Source organism: Bradyrhizobium lablabi, assembly GCF_900141755.1.
GTDB lineage: Bacteria > Pseudomonadota > Alphaproteobacteria > Rhizobiales > Xanthobacteraceae > Bradyrhizobium > Bradyrhizobium lablabi_A.
Genome location: NZ_LT670844.1, coordinates 432,200 through 446,439 on the forward strand (window position 1 = coordinate 432,200; position 14,240 = coordinate 446,439).

At 61.6% G+C, this 14,240-nt stretch carries 16 protein-coding genes; 8 read left to right on the forward strand and 8 right to left on the reverse strand.

What is annotated here, in order from left to right; translation table 11 throughout:
* Nucleotides 1–131: 131 nt before the first annotated feature.
* On the reverse strand, nt 132–668 hold the full coding sequence (locus tag B5526_RS02035; protein ID WP_079536463.1) for a DUF1697 domain-containing protein: 537 nt from the start codon (nt 666–668) through the stop codon (nt 132–134).
* Nucleotides 669–722: 54 nt separating this feature from the next.
* Here B5526_RS02035 and B5526_RS02040 point away from each other — a divergent pair, with 54 nt between their 5' ends.
* The 3 genes from B5526_RS02040 (at nt 723) to B5526_RS02050 (ending at nt 4,183) form a co-directional block, all read left to right on the forward strand.
* Nucleotides 723–1,466 carry an SDR family NAD(P)-dependent oxidoreductase gene (locus B5526_RS02040; RefSeq protein WP_079536465.1) on the forward strand — a complete coding sequence of 248 codons (744 nt, stop codon included), beginning with the start codon at nt 723–725 and terminating at the stop codon, nt 1,464–1,466.
* A 244-nt stretch (nt 1,467–1,710) separates the two neighbouring features.
* Nucleotides 1,711–2,841 carry a hypothetical protein gene (locus B5526_RS02045; protein ID WP_433994677.1) on the forward strand — a complete coding sequence of 377 codons (1,131 nt, stop codon included), beginning with the start codon at nt 1,711–1,713 and terminating at the stop codon, nt 2,839–2,841.
* A gap of 115 nt (nt 2,842–2,956) precedes the next feature.
* The gene (locus B5526_RS02050; protein WP_079536468.1) at nt 2,957–4,183 is read left to right on the forward strand and encodes an ABC transporter substrate-binding protein; all 1,227 of its coding nucleotides are present in this window, start codon (nt 2,957–2,959) and stop codon (nt 4,181–4,183) included.
* A 115-nt stretch (nt 4,184–4,298) separates the two neighbouring features.
* On the opposite strand, the gene B5526_RS02055 is transcribed toward B5526_RS02050, so the two are convergent.
* Nucleotides 4,299–4,553: an ATP-dependent Clp protease adaptor ClpS gene (locus B5526_RS02055; RefSeq protein WP_079536470.1), complete on the reverse strand. Its 255-nt coding sequence runs from the start codon at nt 4,551–4,553 to the stop codon at nt 4,299–4,301.
* A 49-nt stretch (nt 4,554–4,602) separates the two neighbouring features.
* Between B5526_RS02055 and B5526_RS02060 the strand changes: the two genes are divergently transcribed.
* From B5526_RS02060 to B5526_RS02065, 5 genes are all read left to right on the forward strand, one after another.
* Nucleotides 4,603–5,109, forward strand: coding sequence for a YybH family protein (locus B5526_RS02060; RefSeq protein ID WP_197688405.1), 507 nt, complete (start codon nt 4,603–4,605; stop codon nt 5,107–5,109).
* A gap of 82 nt (nt 5,110–5,191) precedes the next feature.
* Nucleotides 5,192–5,323: a hypothetical protein gene (locus tag B5526_RS39355; protein ID WP_283807593.1), complete on the forward strand. Its 132-nt coding sequence runs from the start codon at nt 5,192–5,194 to the stop codon at nt 5,321–5,323.
* 30 nt (nt 5,324–5,353) lie between these two features.
* A complete protein-coding gene (locus tag B5526_RS39360; protein WP_283807594.1) occupies nt 5,354–5,479 on the forward strand; it encodes a hypothetical protein in 126 nt (41 codons plus the stop codon).
* Between the two features lie 839 nt (nt 5,480–6,318).
* Nucleotides 6,319–6,483 (forward strand): hypothetical protein, encoded by a 165-nt coding sequence (locus B5526_RS37310; RefSeq protein ID WP_154071085.1) that lies wholly within the window; start codon nt 6,319–6,321, stop codon nt 6,481–6,483.
* 273 nt (nt 6,484–6,756) lie between these two features.
* Nucleotides 6,757–7,089 carry a hypothetical protein gene (locus B5526_RS02065; RefSeq protein WP_079536471.1) on the forward strand — a complete coding sequence of 111 codons (333 nt, stop codon included), beginning with the start codon at nt 6,757–6,759 and terminating at the stop codon, nt 7,087–7,089.
* Between the two features lie 409 nt (nt 7,090–7,498).
* On the opposite strand, the gene B5526_RS02070 is transcribed toward B5526_RS02065, so the two are convergent.
* The 6 genes from B5526_RS02070 to panB all read right to left on the reverse strand — a co-directional run bounded on the left by B5526_RS02070 (nt 7,499) and on the right by panB (nt 14,240).
* On the reverse strand, nt 7,499–8,758 hold the full coding sequence (locus B5526_RS02070; RefSeq protein ID WP_079536473.1) for a TCR/Tet family MFS transporter: 1,260 nt from the start codon (nt 8,756–8,758) through the stop codon (nt 7,499–7,501).
* Nucleotides 8,755–10,140 carry a ribosome biogenesis GTPase Der gene (gene der, locus B5526_RS02075; RefSeq protein WP_079536475.1) on the reverse strand — a complete coding sequence of 462 codons (1,386 nt, stop codon included), beginning with the start codon at nt 10,138–10,140 and terminating at the stop codon, nt 8,755–8,757. The genes B5526_RS02070 and der overlap by 4 nt, the downstream gene beginning before the upstream one ends.
* 182 nt (nt 10,141–10,322) lie before the next feature.
* Entirely contained in the window at nt 10,323–10,913 is a 591-nt protein-coding gene (locus B5526_RS02080; protein ID WP_079536477.1) for a hypothetical protein, read from the reverse strand.
* Nucleotides 10,914–10,949: 36 nt separating this feature from the next.
* Nucleotides 10,950–11,603, reverse strand: coding sequence for a tetratricopeptide repeat protein (locus B5526_RS02085; RefSeq protein WP_079536479.1), 654 nt, complete (start codon nt 11,601–11,603; stop codon nt 10,950–10,952).
* Between the two features lie 195 nt (nt 11,604–11,798).
* A complete protein-coding gene (locus B5526_RS02090; protein WP_079536481.1) occupies nt 11,799–13,403 on the reverse strand; it encodes a class I adenylate-forming enzyme family protein in 1,605 nt (534 codons plus the stop codon).
* Between the two features lie 12 nt (nt 13,404–13,415).
* Nucleotides 13,416–14,240: a 3-methyl-2-oxobutanoate hydroxymethyltransferase gene (gene panB, locus B5526_RS02095; protein ID WP_079536483.1), complete on the reverse strand. Its 825-nt coding sequence runs from the start codon at nt 14,238–14,240 to the stop codon at nt 13,416–13,418.

Sequence of the window (14,240 nt, forward strand, 5' to 3'; positions counted from 1 at the left end):
GCGAAGCGTCATTCCGGGGCGCGCGCAGCGCGAACCCGGAATCTCGAAATTGTCTTGCGCCTCTCATTACATCGAGATTCCGGGTCTGGTCCTTCGGACCATCCCGGAATGACGATGTCTGGCGGCGGCGATCACTCCGCCGCCATCGCGCCCAGCACCGTCACCGTCTTCCAGTTCCGCGTCGTCGCGCCGACCGAAAAGGTCTTTTCGATTGCGGCGTTCGAAAGCTTGGTCTCGCCGTAATTGATCGGGCAGTGCAGATAGACCTCCTGCCCAACCCATCGATATTCATCGCGCGCTCCGGCGAAGGCATCGAGTTTTTCCAGCGCGGGTTTTGCAGGCGCTTTCGCCAAAAACGTCACGTACAATCTCGAGGGATCGACGCCTTTCTGTTTCAGGAACGGATTGCCGGCGAGGGTTTTTGTCATCTCAGACGCGCTGCGGACGACCACGGTGACCGGCAATCGTGTTTGCCTATCGACCGTCGCCTTGAGGGTCTTTGCCAGTTTATCAGCGCCCAAGCGCGATGAAAAAACGATGTTGCCGCTCTGCACATAGGTCCGCACATCCTGCAATCCGAGGCCCGCGCAGGCCTGGCGCAGCCAGTCCATTTTCAGCGAATTGCCGCCGACATTGACACCCCGCAACATCGCCACATAGACGGTCAAAATCGCCCTCCCAACATTTGATTTTCGCCGGCAATCGTACCATAAGTCCCCTCGATGACGACCTTTCCCCTCGCCTCCCGCATCGCTCTCGTCACCGGCGCCTCGCGCGGCATCGGCTATGCCACCGCGCGCGCGCTGGCAAAGCTAGGCGCGCATGTGGTCGCGGTGGCGCGCACCCAAGGCGGCCTCGAAGAGCTCGACGACGAGATCCAGAAGGACGGCGGCAGCGCGACATTGGTGCCGCTCGACCTCACCGATTTCGACGGCATCGCCCGCCTCGGCGCCGCGCTGCATGAGCGCCACGGCAAACTCGACATCCTCGTCGGCAATGCCGGCGTCGCCGGGCCCTCCTCGCCGCTCGGGCATGTCGACCTGAAACCGTGGAACGACGTGATGGCCGTCAACGTGACGGCGAATTTTCAATTGATCCGCTGCATGGAGCCGCTGTTGAAAAAATCCGACGCCGGCCGCGCGGTGTTCGTGACCTCGGCTGCCGCCAACAAGGCGCTCGCCTATGTCGGTCCCTACGCGACCTCGAAGGCCGCGCTGGAGGCGCTGGTGCGGGTGTGGGCCAATGAGACCGCATCGACCGCCATTCGCGTCAACCTGTTCAGCCCCGGCCCGATCCGCACCCGGATGCGCGCCACGGTGTTTCCCGGCGAGGATCCGATGACGCTGGACACACCGGAGCAGGCGGCGGAATTCATCCTGCCGATGTGCACGCCCGATTGGAAAGAGACCGGCAGGTTTTATGACTATCCGGCCCGCACGCTGAAGAGTTTTCACGCGCCGGCGTGAACATGGCCGCGTTTTCGGTGGTCGTCCCCGCGAAGGCGGGGACCCAGTATTCCAGATGCGGCTGTGATTTAAACGAGAAGCCGCGGCGTACTGGATCGCCCGCCTTCGCGGGCGATGACACCTGTTTGTGACGCAACCGAGTTGCCTCCCTCTCGCGCAATTGACTCCCGAACCTCGTCGCTATTCACTGCCCGCCAAGCGGGGGAGAACCCGCGCCAAAAATCGGGAGGATGCCATGACGCCGATGCCAAACCGCGGTTATCTCTTGAAATCTCTTCCCCTCCTCTTCGCCTCCGCCGTCCTGCTCGCCGCCCCCGCGCTTCCGCGTCCCGCCCACGCCGGCGACGTCCCGGCCTTCGCCGTCGATGCGGCCTGGCCGAAGCAACTGCCGAACAACTGGATCATCGGCCAGGTCGGCGGCCTCACGGTTGATGCGCAGGATCATGTCTGGGTGTTTCACCGCCCGCGCTCGCTGACCGACGACGAGAAAGGTGCTGCGCTGACACCGCCGCGTTCGAAATGCTGCGTTCCGGCGCCGCCGGTGCTCGAATTCGATACCGACGGCAATCTGCTGCGCTCCTGGGGCGGACCGGGCGAAGGCTATGAATGGGTCGGGCGCGAACACGGCATCGAAATCGACGACAGGGGATTTGTCTGGCTGACCGGCAACGCGGACAACGACAACGCGCTTTTGAAATTCACCCTCGACGGCAAGTTCGTGATGCAGATCGGCAAGGTTGCACCGAGCAAAGGCAGCAACGACACCACGCAATTGGGCAAGCCTGCGGAGACCGCACTCGACAAGGCGGCCGACGAGATCTATGTCGCCGACGGTTACGGCAATCATCGTGTCATCGTGTTCGACGCCACCACCGGCGCCTACAAGCGGCATTGGGGCGCCTATGGCAACAAGCCAGATGACACCAAGCAGGCGCCTTACGATCCCAAGGCACAGGTCTCCCAGCAATTCGGCAATCCCGTTCACTGCGTGAAGATCGCGCAAGACGGCCTGGTCTATGTCTGCGACCGCATCAACGACCGGATTCAGGTCTTCAGGAAAGACGGCACATTCGTAAAAGAGTGGTTCTACGAGAAGAACACGCTCGGCAACGGCGCGGTGTGGGACCTCGCGATCTGGCCCGATCCGAAACAGACCTATCTCTTGAGCGCCGACGGCGAGAACAACGAAATCCGGGTCTTGAAGCGCGAGGACGGAAGCGTGGTCGGCAGCTTTGGGCATAACGGCCGCAATGCCGGGCAATTCCACTGGGTGCACGCCATGGCGGTCGACAGCAAGGGTAACGTCTATACCGCCGAGGTCGATACCGGAAAACGCATCCAGAAATTTACCCTCACCTCGGATGCGCTACGATAAGCGCATTGCCGGGAGGCGCCAGAAAGACTATCGGGGAAGCGGGATCGCCCATTCGATCAATTTGGGTAAGGCTCCGAAAAGAGAGCAAGCCCGGCATTAACACGTGGAGGATTTAATGACGACGACACGCGCGCGGCGCTATGCCGCGCTTATTGCATGCGCCGGCTTGGGGCTCGCGACACCGGCCTTGGCCCAGGACAAGATCGTCAAGATCGGCGTGCTCAACGACATGTCGAGCCTTTACGCCGATATCGGCGGCCCCAATTCGGTGGTCGCGGTCAAGATGGCGGTGGAAGATTCCGGCCTGCCCGCCAAGGGCTGGAAGATCGACGTGCTCAGCGCCGACCACCAGAACAAGCCGGACGTCGGCGTCAACATGGCGCGGCAATGGTTCGACGTCGACAAGGTCGACGTCATCACCGACACGCCGAATTCCGGCGTCGCGCTGGCGGTGAGCAACCTCGTCAAGGAGAAAAATGCGGTGCTGCTCAACTCGGGCGCTGCGACCGCCGATCTGACCGGCAAGGCCTGCACGCCGAACACGGTCTCCTTCACCTTCGATACCTACATGCTCGCCAACGGCACCGGTAAGGCGCTGACCAAGGCCGGCGGCGCCACCTGGTTCTTCCTGACGTCGGACTACGCCTTCGGTTACGCGCTGGAGCGTGACACCACCGCGGTCGTCACCGCCAATGGCGGCAAGGTGCTCGGCGGGGTCAAGCATCCGATCAACAGCTCGGATTTTTCCTCGTTCCTGCTGCAGGCGCAGGCCTCGAAAGCAAAAGTCGTCGGCCTCGCCAATGCCGGCGGCGACACCACCAACTCGATCAAGCAGGCATCCGAATTCGGCATCGTGGCCGGCGGCCAGAAGCTCGCCGCGCTGTTGCTCTTCATCAATGACGTGCATTCGCTGGGCCTGAAGACCGCGCAAGGCCTGTCGTTCACGGAATCCTTCTATTGGGACATGAACGACCAGACCCGCGCCTGGTCGAAGCGTTTCATGGCGCTGTCGCCGAAGGGGACGATGCCCTCGATGACGGTGGCGGGAAACTATGCCGCCGTGCTGCATTACCTCAAGGCTCTGGAGGCGCTCGGCGGCAATCCGCATGACGGCGCCAAGGTCGTCGCCAAGATGAAGGAAATCCCGACCGACGATCCGCTGTTCGGCAAGGGCCCGCTGCGGATCGACGGCAGGCGGATCATTCCGGCCTATCTGTTCGAGGTGAAGAAGCCCGAGGAATCCAAATATCCCTGGGATTATTACAAGCTGATCGCCACCATCTCTCCGGAAGACGCCGCCAAGCCGCTCGAGGCGAGCGAGTGTCCGCTGGTAAAAAAATAACAATCAGTTGAGCAAGATCGAAGCTATGGAAGCTAAAGCGTTATGCCCGGCCTTGTGCGGGGCATAACGCCTTATCGTCACAGCAGAGCCCCCACTGGGCCAAGCATGTCGTGATTCAAATTGTCACGTCGGGTTCCACGACGCAGCGCAACGGATAATTATTTCGTCGCGCTAGCTTGGTCACGCTCTCCGCGATGTTCCATGCGCGGTCGAGGTCGTAGACCCCGCATATGCCGCTGCCATCGCGATGAATCTCGAGCACCATCTTGAGTGCCTCATCGCGCGTCTTGCCAAAGATATTCTCCAGTACCTGAACAACGAATTCCATCGTTGTCTTGTTGTCGTTCAATAGCAGCACTTTGGCGGCCATTTGAGTTTCCCTCCCGCGTCATTCCATTGGGCTATGGCCGGCTGTAGGTATGTTCGACTTTTTGGCACGCAACGCGTGTCGGATACGCGCCCGGTCATTCGTCCTGGGGACGCACGTCAACCAAACATTGGGAGCAGGAGCCATGATGCAGCAGGACCAAACGGCCGAAGCCCAAATCAAAGCGCTGATCGAAGCCTGGGCGGATGCGGTCCGCCGGCATGATCTGTCCGGCATTCTCGCCCATCATGATCAAGACATCGTGATGTTCGACGTCCCGCCGCCGCTGCAGTCGCGCGGATTGGATGAATACAGGAAAACCTGGGATCTCTTCTTTCCGTATCACGAGCCGTCGCAAGCCTTCGACATCGAAGAGCTTGCAATTACCGCCGGCGACGATGTCGCCTTCGCAGTCGCCATCCTGCGTTGCGGCTCCGCCACGATCAGCGGCCCGCCACAGAAAGGGGGGTTCCTGTTCAGGCTGACCATCGGACTGCGCAAAGTCGGTGACGACTGGCGCATCACGCACGAGCATCACTCCGTGCCGGCGACGGACTAGACCATTGCCCGGCGAAGCGGACGCCGTTTCGCCGGGAAATGCGACACACTGGCGCCCCGTCGATACCGGAATTTCTTCCAGTATGCCCAAGCGCACCTTCACGCATCCCAAAACAGGCGCGCCGGCGAACATGAACACCGCCGCGATCGGCGAGAGGCCGGTACCGGACTTGAAGAAGGTTTTAATGGTGACGGTCCGGTTGTCTCTTATCTAACCAATATCCAAACAACAGAGCTGAAGCGCCATGACGCCTTACCTGATTGCCGCCCGCGAGGGAATCATCTGGTGGGTCACGCTCACCTTGATGCCGGTCGAGATTGCATTCGGCGCCATCGAAGCCGAAATCGATCGGCGCGTGGTGTCGCCATGATCGTCCGGTGCATCGACAAAACGTTGCAGCATGACACGCTGGTGGTCGGGCGCAAATATGAAGTTCGCGCCGAACGCGATGACTGTTACATCCTTTCCGGCTTCGACAAACGATTCAGCTAGACGCGGTTAGAGATCGTGGAACGGTGTGCAGTTCGCTAAAGCCGCTCCAGAACGCGCGACTTGTACCGCGGACCATTTGCCCTGTCCGCGCGCCCTCGGAAGGCCTTGGGCGTTGAAATCTTCTGCAATGGGCCCGCAGGTTCGATGCCCGGCCGCCTGCAGCGCCTTGATGGTCGGGCAGATATCTATACTCAGCTCACACGGAACAATCGATCAATGATGACATTGGCTTTCCTAAAAGGCGTCTTGGTCGCCGTAATCGGCGTCGGGCTACTCGCGGTCCTGATTATTTGGGCGTTCTGGATTGGCTAGCGGCGCGGTCGACGTCGCCACTAGGATCAAGGCTTCCATCGCCGCTTGCCGATCGGATCATCGAACGAGCGTTTCCGTCGCAGGATCTGCGAGCGGATTTTTTTCGTTTCGATATTTCTCTATTTTTCTCCCGCAACTTTCGTTTTTCTCCGGACGATCAACCTTGAACAGATGTGACCGTGCGATATCACTTTCTATGAGTGATTGAGGCTTGTTCATTCTATCGAACCGCAACTTAAAGGCGCGTGCAAGCGACTTGCCGCGACCCGAATACGGCAGAATCGGTCAAATGACCCGCATATGAATGCGTTTTTAAAATTCAATTTAATGGCGTGAGCAGATGGGTGGACCTAACATCAGCTACGCTCATTCGGCGTTCCAGTGAGGGCTTAGTGGAGTTTCCGCATGGCGGACACGTCGGTTGCACGTTGCTACCTCAGAGATGCGGGCGTGGCGAACGGTTACGAGCAACCGGTCAACTGGGCACGGATCGTTGTTCTAGTCGCAATGGCGCTGCCCGTATTTGGCGGTTTGTACTATGCACTTCTGGATTTTTTGTTGTTCGGATGAAAGCGCGAGCTGCCAATGGCCGGACCCCCCCTGTTGCTCCCAATCAGATTTTGATTTTTCGGAATCGCGGACTCGCTTTGATTGTGCAATGTGACAGTGACCAGCTTTCCCAAGAGGCAGGTGCACCATGCGCTCTCATGACTTTTCCGATCGATTTCTCGCGGCAATAGCAGCCAGCCTTCTGCTGCAGTGCTCGAGCTCGGTAGCCCGATGAGTAGAACTTCAAGACAGCCGATTTTTGCCGATCGGGTGAGAGGCGCCCGGATCTGGCGCATGATAAATCGAGTTTCATTTGCGGTGCTGGTCTTTGCCGCTCCGGTCTGCCTGGTCTCAGCGCAGGATGCCAAGGTTTCTGTCGACATGATCGGCATAGGCGGCATGAGCTGCGCTCACTGGCGGTCTAAGCAAGACCATTTATTAGAGGGAACCGTTTGGATCTACGGTTTCTGGACGGGACTCAATTACGTTGCTGCAGCAAGTGATCAAGCACAGGCGAAGATCGATTTTGCGTCGATAGTGGCCGAAGTCGAAAAAACATGCGCTCAGCAAACGTCGCAGACATTAGCCAGCGCCGTATGGACCGCTTATCTTGGGTCTAAGAGGTAGCCTACCCGAAGGAGCGAGAACAGCCCACGCACGGCCTCCTCAACAGCCCCGGCAGATCGACCCTATCATCTTGTTGACCTTCGCTTCTTCACAATCGATGGCGGGATTGGTCCCGAGCAATGTCCCCATCATCGGGCCGTCGCCGATGCCGGATGACGAAAGCGCTGTGCCCAGACTGCGCAAAGTCGGTGACGACTGGCGCATCACGCACGAACATCACTCCGTGCCGGCAACAGATTAGCCTCTTTTCGAACAGCTTGAAAATGACGTCGTCATGGCCGGGCTTGTCCCGGCCATCCACGTCTTTCGTGCTGCACCCTCGCAAAGTCGTGGATGCCCGGGACAAGCCCGGGCATGACGAGTTTGGCGGTAACCGCCGTATCCGCTGGCTACATTTCCGGTCAGGCTCTCAGGATGAGGGATTACCCTTGATCCCCCAAAGTGTTCGCATCGCGATGACGAGCGCCAGCAGCAACAGCGCCGACGCCAGCAGGAACGGCGCGCCCGGCAATTTTTCCGGCGCTTGCGGGCCGATGAAATAGGCAAAGGTCAGCGTGAACAGGAACGGCCCGACCAATTGGGACACGCTCTGCACGCTGGTGGTCGCGCCCTGCAACTGGCCCTGCTGGTCGGGTTTGACCAATTGCGTCATCAGCGCCTGGATCGCCGCGCCTGAGACGCCCCAGAACGCCATCACGGGAATGCCGAGCCAGAACAGCGGGCCGGTCGGCGCGGTGCCGAAAATCAGAAAGCCGATGGCGCCGCAGCCAAGCCCGAACAACAGCGCGCGCCGTTCGCCGAAACGCGCGACGATCGGTCCGATGCCGAGACCCTGCACCGCCATCGCGCAGATACCGACCATGGCCAGCGTCAGGCCGACCGTTTTCGCATCCCAGCCATAGCGATAGGTCGCATAGAGCACGAAGACCGAGGGCAGCACGACATGGGCGAGCTGCGCAAAGAAATTCGCAATCGACAGGCCAGCGAGAACGCCGTCGGCGCGGAGCAGATGCAGCGCTCCGAGCGGATTGGCGCTTTTCCAGCGGAAGCGCGCACGCCGGTCGCGCGGCAATGACTCCGGGAGGATCAATAGGCCGTACAGCGTATTGGCAAAACTCAAACCCGCCGCGACCCAGAACGGCAGCCGCGGGTCCATGCCGCCAAGCAACCCGCCGAGCGCGGGCCCGAGGATGAAGCCGGCCCCGAACGCCGCGCCGACCTTGCCGAAAACCGCCGCGCGCTTTTCCGGCGCCGTGATGTCGGCGATATAGGCAAACGAGGTCGAGATGCTGGCCGAAGTGATACCGGAGATGACGCGGCCGATGAACAGCCAGCTCAGCGACGGCGCCAGCGCCATCAGCACATAATCCAGCGCCAGCCCAAAGTTCGACAACAGCACCACCGGCCGCCGGCCAAACCGGTCCGACAGCCCGCCCAGGATCGGCGAGAAGAAAAACTGCATCAGCGCCCAGGCGGTGCCGAACAGGCCAAAGATGCGCGCCGCGCTCGCAGTGTCGTTATTGACAAAACTTTCCACGAGTTTTGGCAGGATCGGGATGATCAGGCCCAGCGCCAGCGTATCGAGCAGGATGGTGACGAAGATGAACGCCACCGCCGCGCCGCCGACCGGCGGCGCTTCGACGATGCTCTCGGGCGCGATCTCGCTCATGACGGCCGCTTGCGCTTGTGCGCGAACGGATTGGCCTTTTCGCGCAGCGCGATCCGCACCGGCGTCCCCGGGAGCTCGAAAAATTCGCGCAACGAATTAACGAGATAGCGCAAGTAAGATTGCGGCACGGCGTCCGCGCGCGAGCAGAACAACACAAAACTCGGCGGCCGCGCTTTCGCCTGGGTGATGTAATTCAGTTTCAGGCGCCGGCCCGATACCGCCGGCGGCGGATTGGCATCGACCGCCTGCTCGAACCAGCGATTGAGCGCAGCGGTTGGAATGCGCTTGTTCCACACCGCATAGGCCTGCTCGACCGCGCTCATCAGGCGGTCGATGCCCTCGCCCATCAGGCCGGACACCGCGACGATGGGCATGCCCTTGACCTGCGGCAGCAGGTGATCGGCGTCCGTGCGCAGCGCCGATATCAGGCTGGATTGCCTTCCCATCAAATCCCATTTGTTGACCGCGATGACGAGCGCCCTGCCCTCGCGCTCGATCAGGTCGGCGATCCGCAGATCCTGTTCCTCGAACTTGTTCTGCGCGTCCATCATCAGCACCACGACTTCGGCGAAGCGGATGGCGCGCAGCGCGTCGGCTACTGAAAGCTTTTCGAGCTTTTCCTCGATGCGCGAGCGCCGCCTTAAGCCAGCGGTATCGAACACGCGAAACTCGCGGCCCTGCCAGGTGACCTCGACGGAAATCGAATCGCGGGTGGTGCCGGCTTCGGCGCTGGTCAGAAGCCGCTCCTCGCCGAGCAGATGATTGATCAGCGTCGACTTGCCGGCGTTGGGGCGGCCGACAATGGCGACGCGGATCGGCCGTTTTGCAATGTCCTCGTCGGTTTCGATAATGTCGTCGTCGTCGAACTCTTCCGCTTCCTCGATGGGCTCCGGCATCAATCCGCGCAACGCGTCGTAGAGATCGCTTAATCCCTCGCCGTGCTCGGCTGAAATCTGCACGGGATCGCCGAGCCCCAAAGCGTAGGATTCCATCGCGCCGATTTCGCCGTGTCTGCCCTCGCTCTTATTGGCGACCAAGACCACCGGCTTGTTGGCGCGGCGGGCGAAATCGGCAAAGGCGCGGTCGTTTGGCGTAAGACCAACGCGGGCGTCGATCACAAACATCAGGGCGTCGGCAAGAGCGATCGCGGTTTCGGTCTGCTCCTGCATCCGCGCGGTCAGCGAGCCCTTGGCGCCCTCGTCGAGCCCTGCGGTATCGATCACGGTGAATTCGAGATCGCCGAGGCGGCCTTCGCCTTCCCTGCGGTCGCGGGTGACGCCGGGTTCGTCGTCGACGAGCGCAAGCTTCTGCCCGACCAGCCGGTTGAACAGCGTCGATTTCCCGACATTGGGCCGGCCGATGATGGCAATCGTGAAGGGCATAAGGGATCCCAGCGCCTTAGAGCGCGATGACTTTTCTTCGAATCGTCATCCCGCTCTAACTTTTTGTTTGAGCATGATCTTTTCGGAAAACCGGTACCCACTTTTCCGGATCATGCTTTAGCGCGTATTCCTGAAAAATAGGCGCAGACTATGAGACTGCAGCCCAGGTCAACGAGATAAAATTAGCGCGTGAAGGTGCCGCTCGGCATCGGGGCCGGGAACGGCGCGGCGGATTGTTGCGGCGATTGCGCAGGCTGCCCCGATTGCGTGGCCTGGGCCGGCTGGCCGGCCGTCTGATCGGGCGGCGGCGCGGTGGTCCGCTTGCGCGCGATCTTCTTCGGCTTCGGCGCGGGCGGCGCGGCGGTCGAGCCGTCTTCCTCCGGCACGGCCTCGCCGTCAGGCTCGGCGGCGGCCGGCTGCACGGGAGCGTTGCTGGCGGTCGCCGGCTGCTTGCTCTTGGATTTCGCGTTGCGCTTTGATTTCGGCTGTTCGGGCGGCGGAGGCGGCACGGCGCCCCCGGCCTGGGCATTTTGCTGGTCGATCTGCTGCTGCTGCTGTTCGACATTGCCCTTGTACAAATCCTTCGGCACGCCCTGCTCGAGGCCCGGTACGCCGTCGGGGAATACCGGCTTGCGCTCGCCGGGCAGCTTTTTCTTGGTGTCGAGCCAGTCCAACAGATCGCTCGGATCGAAGCCGCCGCTCGAGCAGCCGGCCAGCGCGCCCGACAATGCGATCAGGACGGCAGCGGCGATCAGACGTTGCGAACGGCGCATGGTCGGTGTCTCACTCAACTCGTTTCCTAAGGGCCGTCAGCTCTTGGCGACCGGCGGAAGCAACGCTTGCAGGGCCTCGGCACGCGAGCGCAGGCTGGGCGGCGTCTCGCCGTCATTGGCAATCAGATCGAGCCACTGCCGCGCCGCTGCGTTATCGCCGGCGCGCAAGGCCGACAGCGCGAGCAGTTCGCGCGCGGTGTGGCGATAGGTGGCGCCGGGCACGGTCGCAGGCTCGAGACGCTGCAGCATGTCGGGATAGCTCGAACTATCCACCAGCAACTCGGCCGCGCGGATTTTTGCCAGTTCCTGCGCCGTCGCACCGATGCTGCGGTCGGCAGCGGTATCGTCGTATAATTTCGCCGCCGCCTTCGGATCGCGGGTTGCGACTTCCGCAGCCGCCCGTAGCCGCGCCAGCATGCGGTAGCCGGACGGCGCTTTCGCCGCCAGCTCGTTAAATGCCGCCTCGGCCTCGGAATGCTTGTTCGCTTCCGAGAGCTCGACCGCCTTGTCGAAGGCCGCCCCCGCCTCGGCGGCTTTCTGGGCCTCGATATACTGATAGCCACGCCAGCCGCCCACCGCGGCGATGATCAGAAGCGCGGCGGCGACGATATAGATCGAATACTGGTCCCACAGCTTCTTGAGCTGGTCGCGACGGACATCCTCGTCGACTTCGTCAAATAATTCAGACACTTAAGGTAATCCCATCCCCGAAGGACTTAAAATGCAGACCGGCATGCCGCGCCCAGCCTGCCCCCGCGTGGCGGCGGCGATACCCTAGCGATATGGCGTTGGCAAGGCAAAGCCAGCCGGCTCAAAGCGTTAACGCTGCTGGACAAGGCCGGGGCGAGGCCCAGCCACGGCATAACTGGGCATTTTTCGGCGGAACTACAAGTGCGCGGCGGCCCAGGTTTCCCGCAATTGCCGCTTCATCACCTTGCCATTGGCGTTGCGCGGCAAGGGTTCGGTGGTGAGATCGATCGTCTCCGGGACCTTGTAGTCCGACAGCCGCTCGGCGCACCAGGCGCGCAGCGCCTCGGCCCTGACCTCGCGGTTGCGGGTCACGATGACCGCATGAACCCGCTCGCCGAGCACCGGGCACGGCTTTGCAATAATCGCGCTCTCGACCACGCCGGGATGGCCGGCCAGCACCGATTCGACCTCGGCGGAATAGATCTTGAGTCCGCCGCGGTTGATCATGTCCTTCTGGCGATCGAACACGCGGACGAAATTTTCTTTGTCGATCGAACCGAGATCGCCGGAGTGCCAGAAGCCGCCGGTAAGGCTTTCCGCCGTCGCCTTCGGATTATTCCAATAGCCTTTGATGACAGATGCGCCGTGAATCCAGATCTCGCCGATCTCGCCGCGCGGCAATTCGCGGCCCTCAGTGTCGACGACGATGATGTGCGCGCCGGGACATGGCAGGCCGACACTGTCGAGATGGGCCGCGGTCAACTCGCCCGGCATGATGGTCGAGGGCGACGTGGTCTCGGTCGAGCCGTAGCAATTCGCAAGCTTCAGACCCGGGATCTTGGTGTCCAGTTTTTCGATCGTGGCGACCGGCATCGGCGCGCCGCCAAAGCCTCCGATGCGCCAGCTCGACAGATCGTAGCTGTCGAAATCCGGCTGCAGGAGGCAGAGATTGTACATCGCCGGCACCATCACCGTGTAAGTGACACGCTCGCGCGCGGCGACCTTCAAATATTCCGCCGCCTTGAATTCGGCCATGATGATCAAGGCGCCCGCGCAACGGACCATGGTCATGATGTTGGCGACTACGCCGGTGACATGCGCCAGCGGCACCGCGGCGATCGAACGGTCCGCCACGGTGATCTCAAGACAGGACGCGAATATCATCGCGGAATGGATGACGTTGCAATGCGCGAGCATCGCGCCTTTGGGCCGGCCGGTGGTGCCGGAGGTATAAAGAATGAGCGCGGTGTCCTGTTCGCCGACCTCCGCAGGCTCGCCCAGTGCATCATTTTCGACCAGATCGGAAAATTGCGACGCGCGCGCTTCATCATCGACCGAAATCTTGTGCTTCAGGTCGGGGATGTCGCGGGCATCGGGCACGCGATCGGCCAGCGTTGCCTCATGGATCAAAAGGCTCGCGCCGCTGTCGGTCAGGACGTAGGCGATTTCCGGCTTCTGCTGCCGGGTGCTCAGCACAACCGTCACCAGGCCGAGATGGGCTGCGCCGAACATCGCGAGCGCGAATTCGATGCGGTTGCCGAGTAAAAGCGCGACGCGATCGCCCCGTTGCAGGCCGAGTTTTCGCAAGCCCGCCGCCACGCGGGCCGATTGTTGCGCGACGTCGCGCCATGTCAGCCGGCGGTCGCCGCAAATCAGCGCCTCGCCGTCCGGATTTTTCGATGCCGCCTCCGCAACCATCGCCCAGATGGTGTTCGACCGCTCGCAAAACGCCGGCACCAGGCGGTCGCCGAAGCGGGCCTCAAGCTGCATGGCGGGAATCGAATAATGCGACCAGTCCATCGTTCGCCTCGCTCAACTCTTGGTCTTCATGCCGTAAACATGCTCCGGACCTGGAAAGGCGCGCGAGCGCACGTCCCTGGCATAACCCTCGATCGCGGCCTCGATCATCGGGCCGAGTTCGCCATAGCGGCGAACGAATTTCGGCGTCCGTGGCGACAAGCCCAGCATGTCCTCCAGCACCAATACCTGGCCGTCGCAGGCCGCACTGGCGCCGATGCCGATGGTGGGGATGGCGATCGTCTCGGTGATCCTGCGTGCCAATGGTTCTGCGACCGCCTCGATCACGATCGAGAATGCGCCGGCCTCGGAAATCGCTTTCGCGTCGTTCTCGATCGGCTCCCAGCTTCCCTCCTCGCGGCCCTGGGCACGAAACGAGCCGAGCGTGTTGATCGACTGCGGCGTCAGGCCGATATGGCCCATCACGGGAATGCCGCGCTCGACCAGAAACGCGACGGTCTCGGCCATCCGCTCGCCACCTTCGAGTTTGACGGCACCGCAATGGGTTTCTTTCAGGATTCTCGCCGCGGAATGAAACGCCTGCTCTTTCGAGGCCTCATACGAGCCGAAGGGCATGTCGACCACGACCAGCGCATGCTGCGAGCCGCGCATGACGGCGCGGCCCTGCAGGATCATCATGTCGAGCGTCACCGGCACCGTGGTCTCAAAACCGTGCATCACATTCCCTAAGGAATCGCCGACCAGAATGACGTCGCAATGGCGGTCGACCAATGCCGCGGTATGGGCGTGATACGACGTCAGCATCACGATCGGCTCGCCATTCTTGCGGGCGCGGATATCGGGCGCGGTCTTGCGCTTGATGGTGGATTGGACAGACAT

What these genes read in the sequence shown, in the direction of transcription:
- B5526_RS02040 (WP_079536465.1), top strand. Translation starts at nt 723, where the DNA reads ATGACGACCTTTCCCCTCGCCTCCCGCATCGCTCTCGTCACCGGCGCC.
- B5526_RS02045 (WP_433994677.1), top strand. Translation starts at nt 1,711, where the DNA reads ATGCCAAACCGCGGTTATCTCTTGAAATCTCTTCCCCTCCTCTTCGCC.
- B5526_RS02050 (WP_079536468.1), top strand. Translation starts at nt 2,957, where the DNA reads ATGACGACGACACGCGCGCGGCGCTATGCCGCGCTTATTGCATGCGCC.
- B5526_RS02055 (WP_079536470.1), bottom strand. Translation starts at nt 4,553, where the DNA reads ATGGCCGCCAAAGTGCTGCTATTGAACGACAACAAGACAACGATGGAA.
- B5526_RS02060 (WP_197688405.1), top strand. Translation starts at nt 4,603, where the DNA reads ATGTTCGACTTTTTGGCACGCAACGCGTGTCGGATACGCGCCCGGTCA.
- B5526_RS39355 (WP_283807593.1), top strand. Translation starts at nt 5,192, where the DNA reads ATGCCCAAGCGCACCTTCACGCATCCCAAAACAGGCGCGCCGGCGAAC.
- B5526_RS39360 (WP_283807594.1), top strand. Translation starts at nt 5,354, where the DNA reads ATGACGCCTTACCTGATTGCCGCCCGCGAGGGAATCATCTGGTGGGTC.
- B5526_RS37310 (WP_154071085.1), top strand. Translation starts at nt 6,319, where the DNA reads ATGGCGGACACGTCGGTTGCACGTTGCTACCTCAGAGATGCGGGCGTG.
- B5526_RS02065 (WP_079536471.1), top strand. Translation starts at nt 6,757, where the DNA reads ATGATAAATCGAGTTTCATTTGCGGTGCTGGTCTTTGCCGCTCCGGTC.
- B5526_RS02070 (WP_079536473.1), bottom strand. Translation starts at nt 8,758, where the DNA reads ATGAGCGAGATCGCGCCCGAGAGCATCGTCGAAGCGCCGCCGGTCGGC.
- der (WP_079536475.1), bottom strand. Translation starts at nt 10,140, where the DNA reads ATGCCCTTCACGATTGCCATCATCGGCCGGCCCAATGTCGGGAAATCG.
- B5526_RS02080 (WP_079536477.1), bottom strand. Translation starts at nt 10,913, where the DNA reads ATGCGCCGTTCGCAACGTCTGATCGCCGCTGCCGTCCTGATCGCATTG.
- B5526_RS02090 (WP_079536481.1), bottom strand. Translation starts at nt 13,403, where the DNA reads ATGGACTGGTCGCATTATTCGATTCCCGCCATGCAGCTTGAGGCCCGC.
- panB (WP_079536483.1), bottom strand. Translation starts at nt 14,240, where the DNA reads ATGTCTGTCCAATCCACCATCAAGCGCAAGACCGCGCCCGATATCCGC.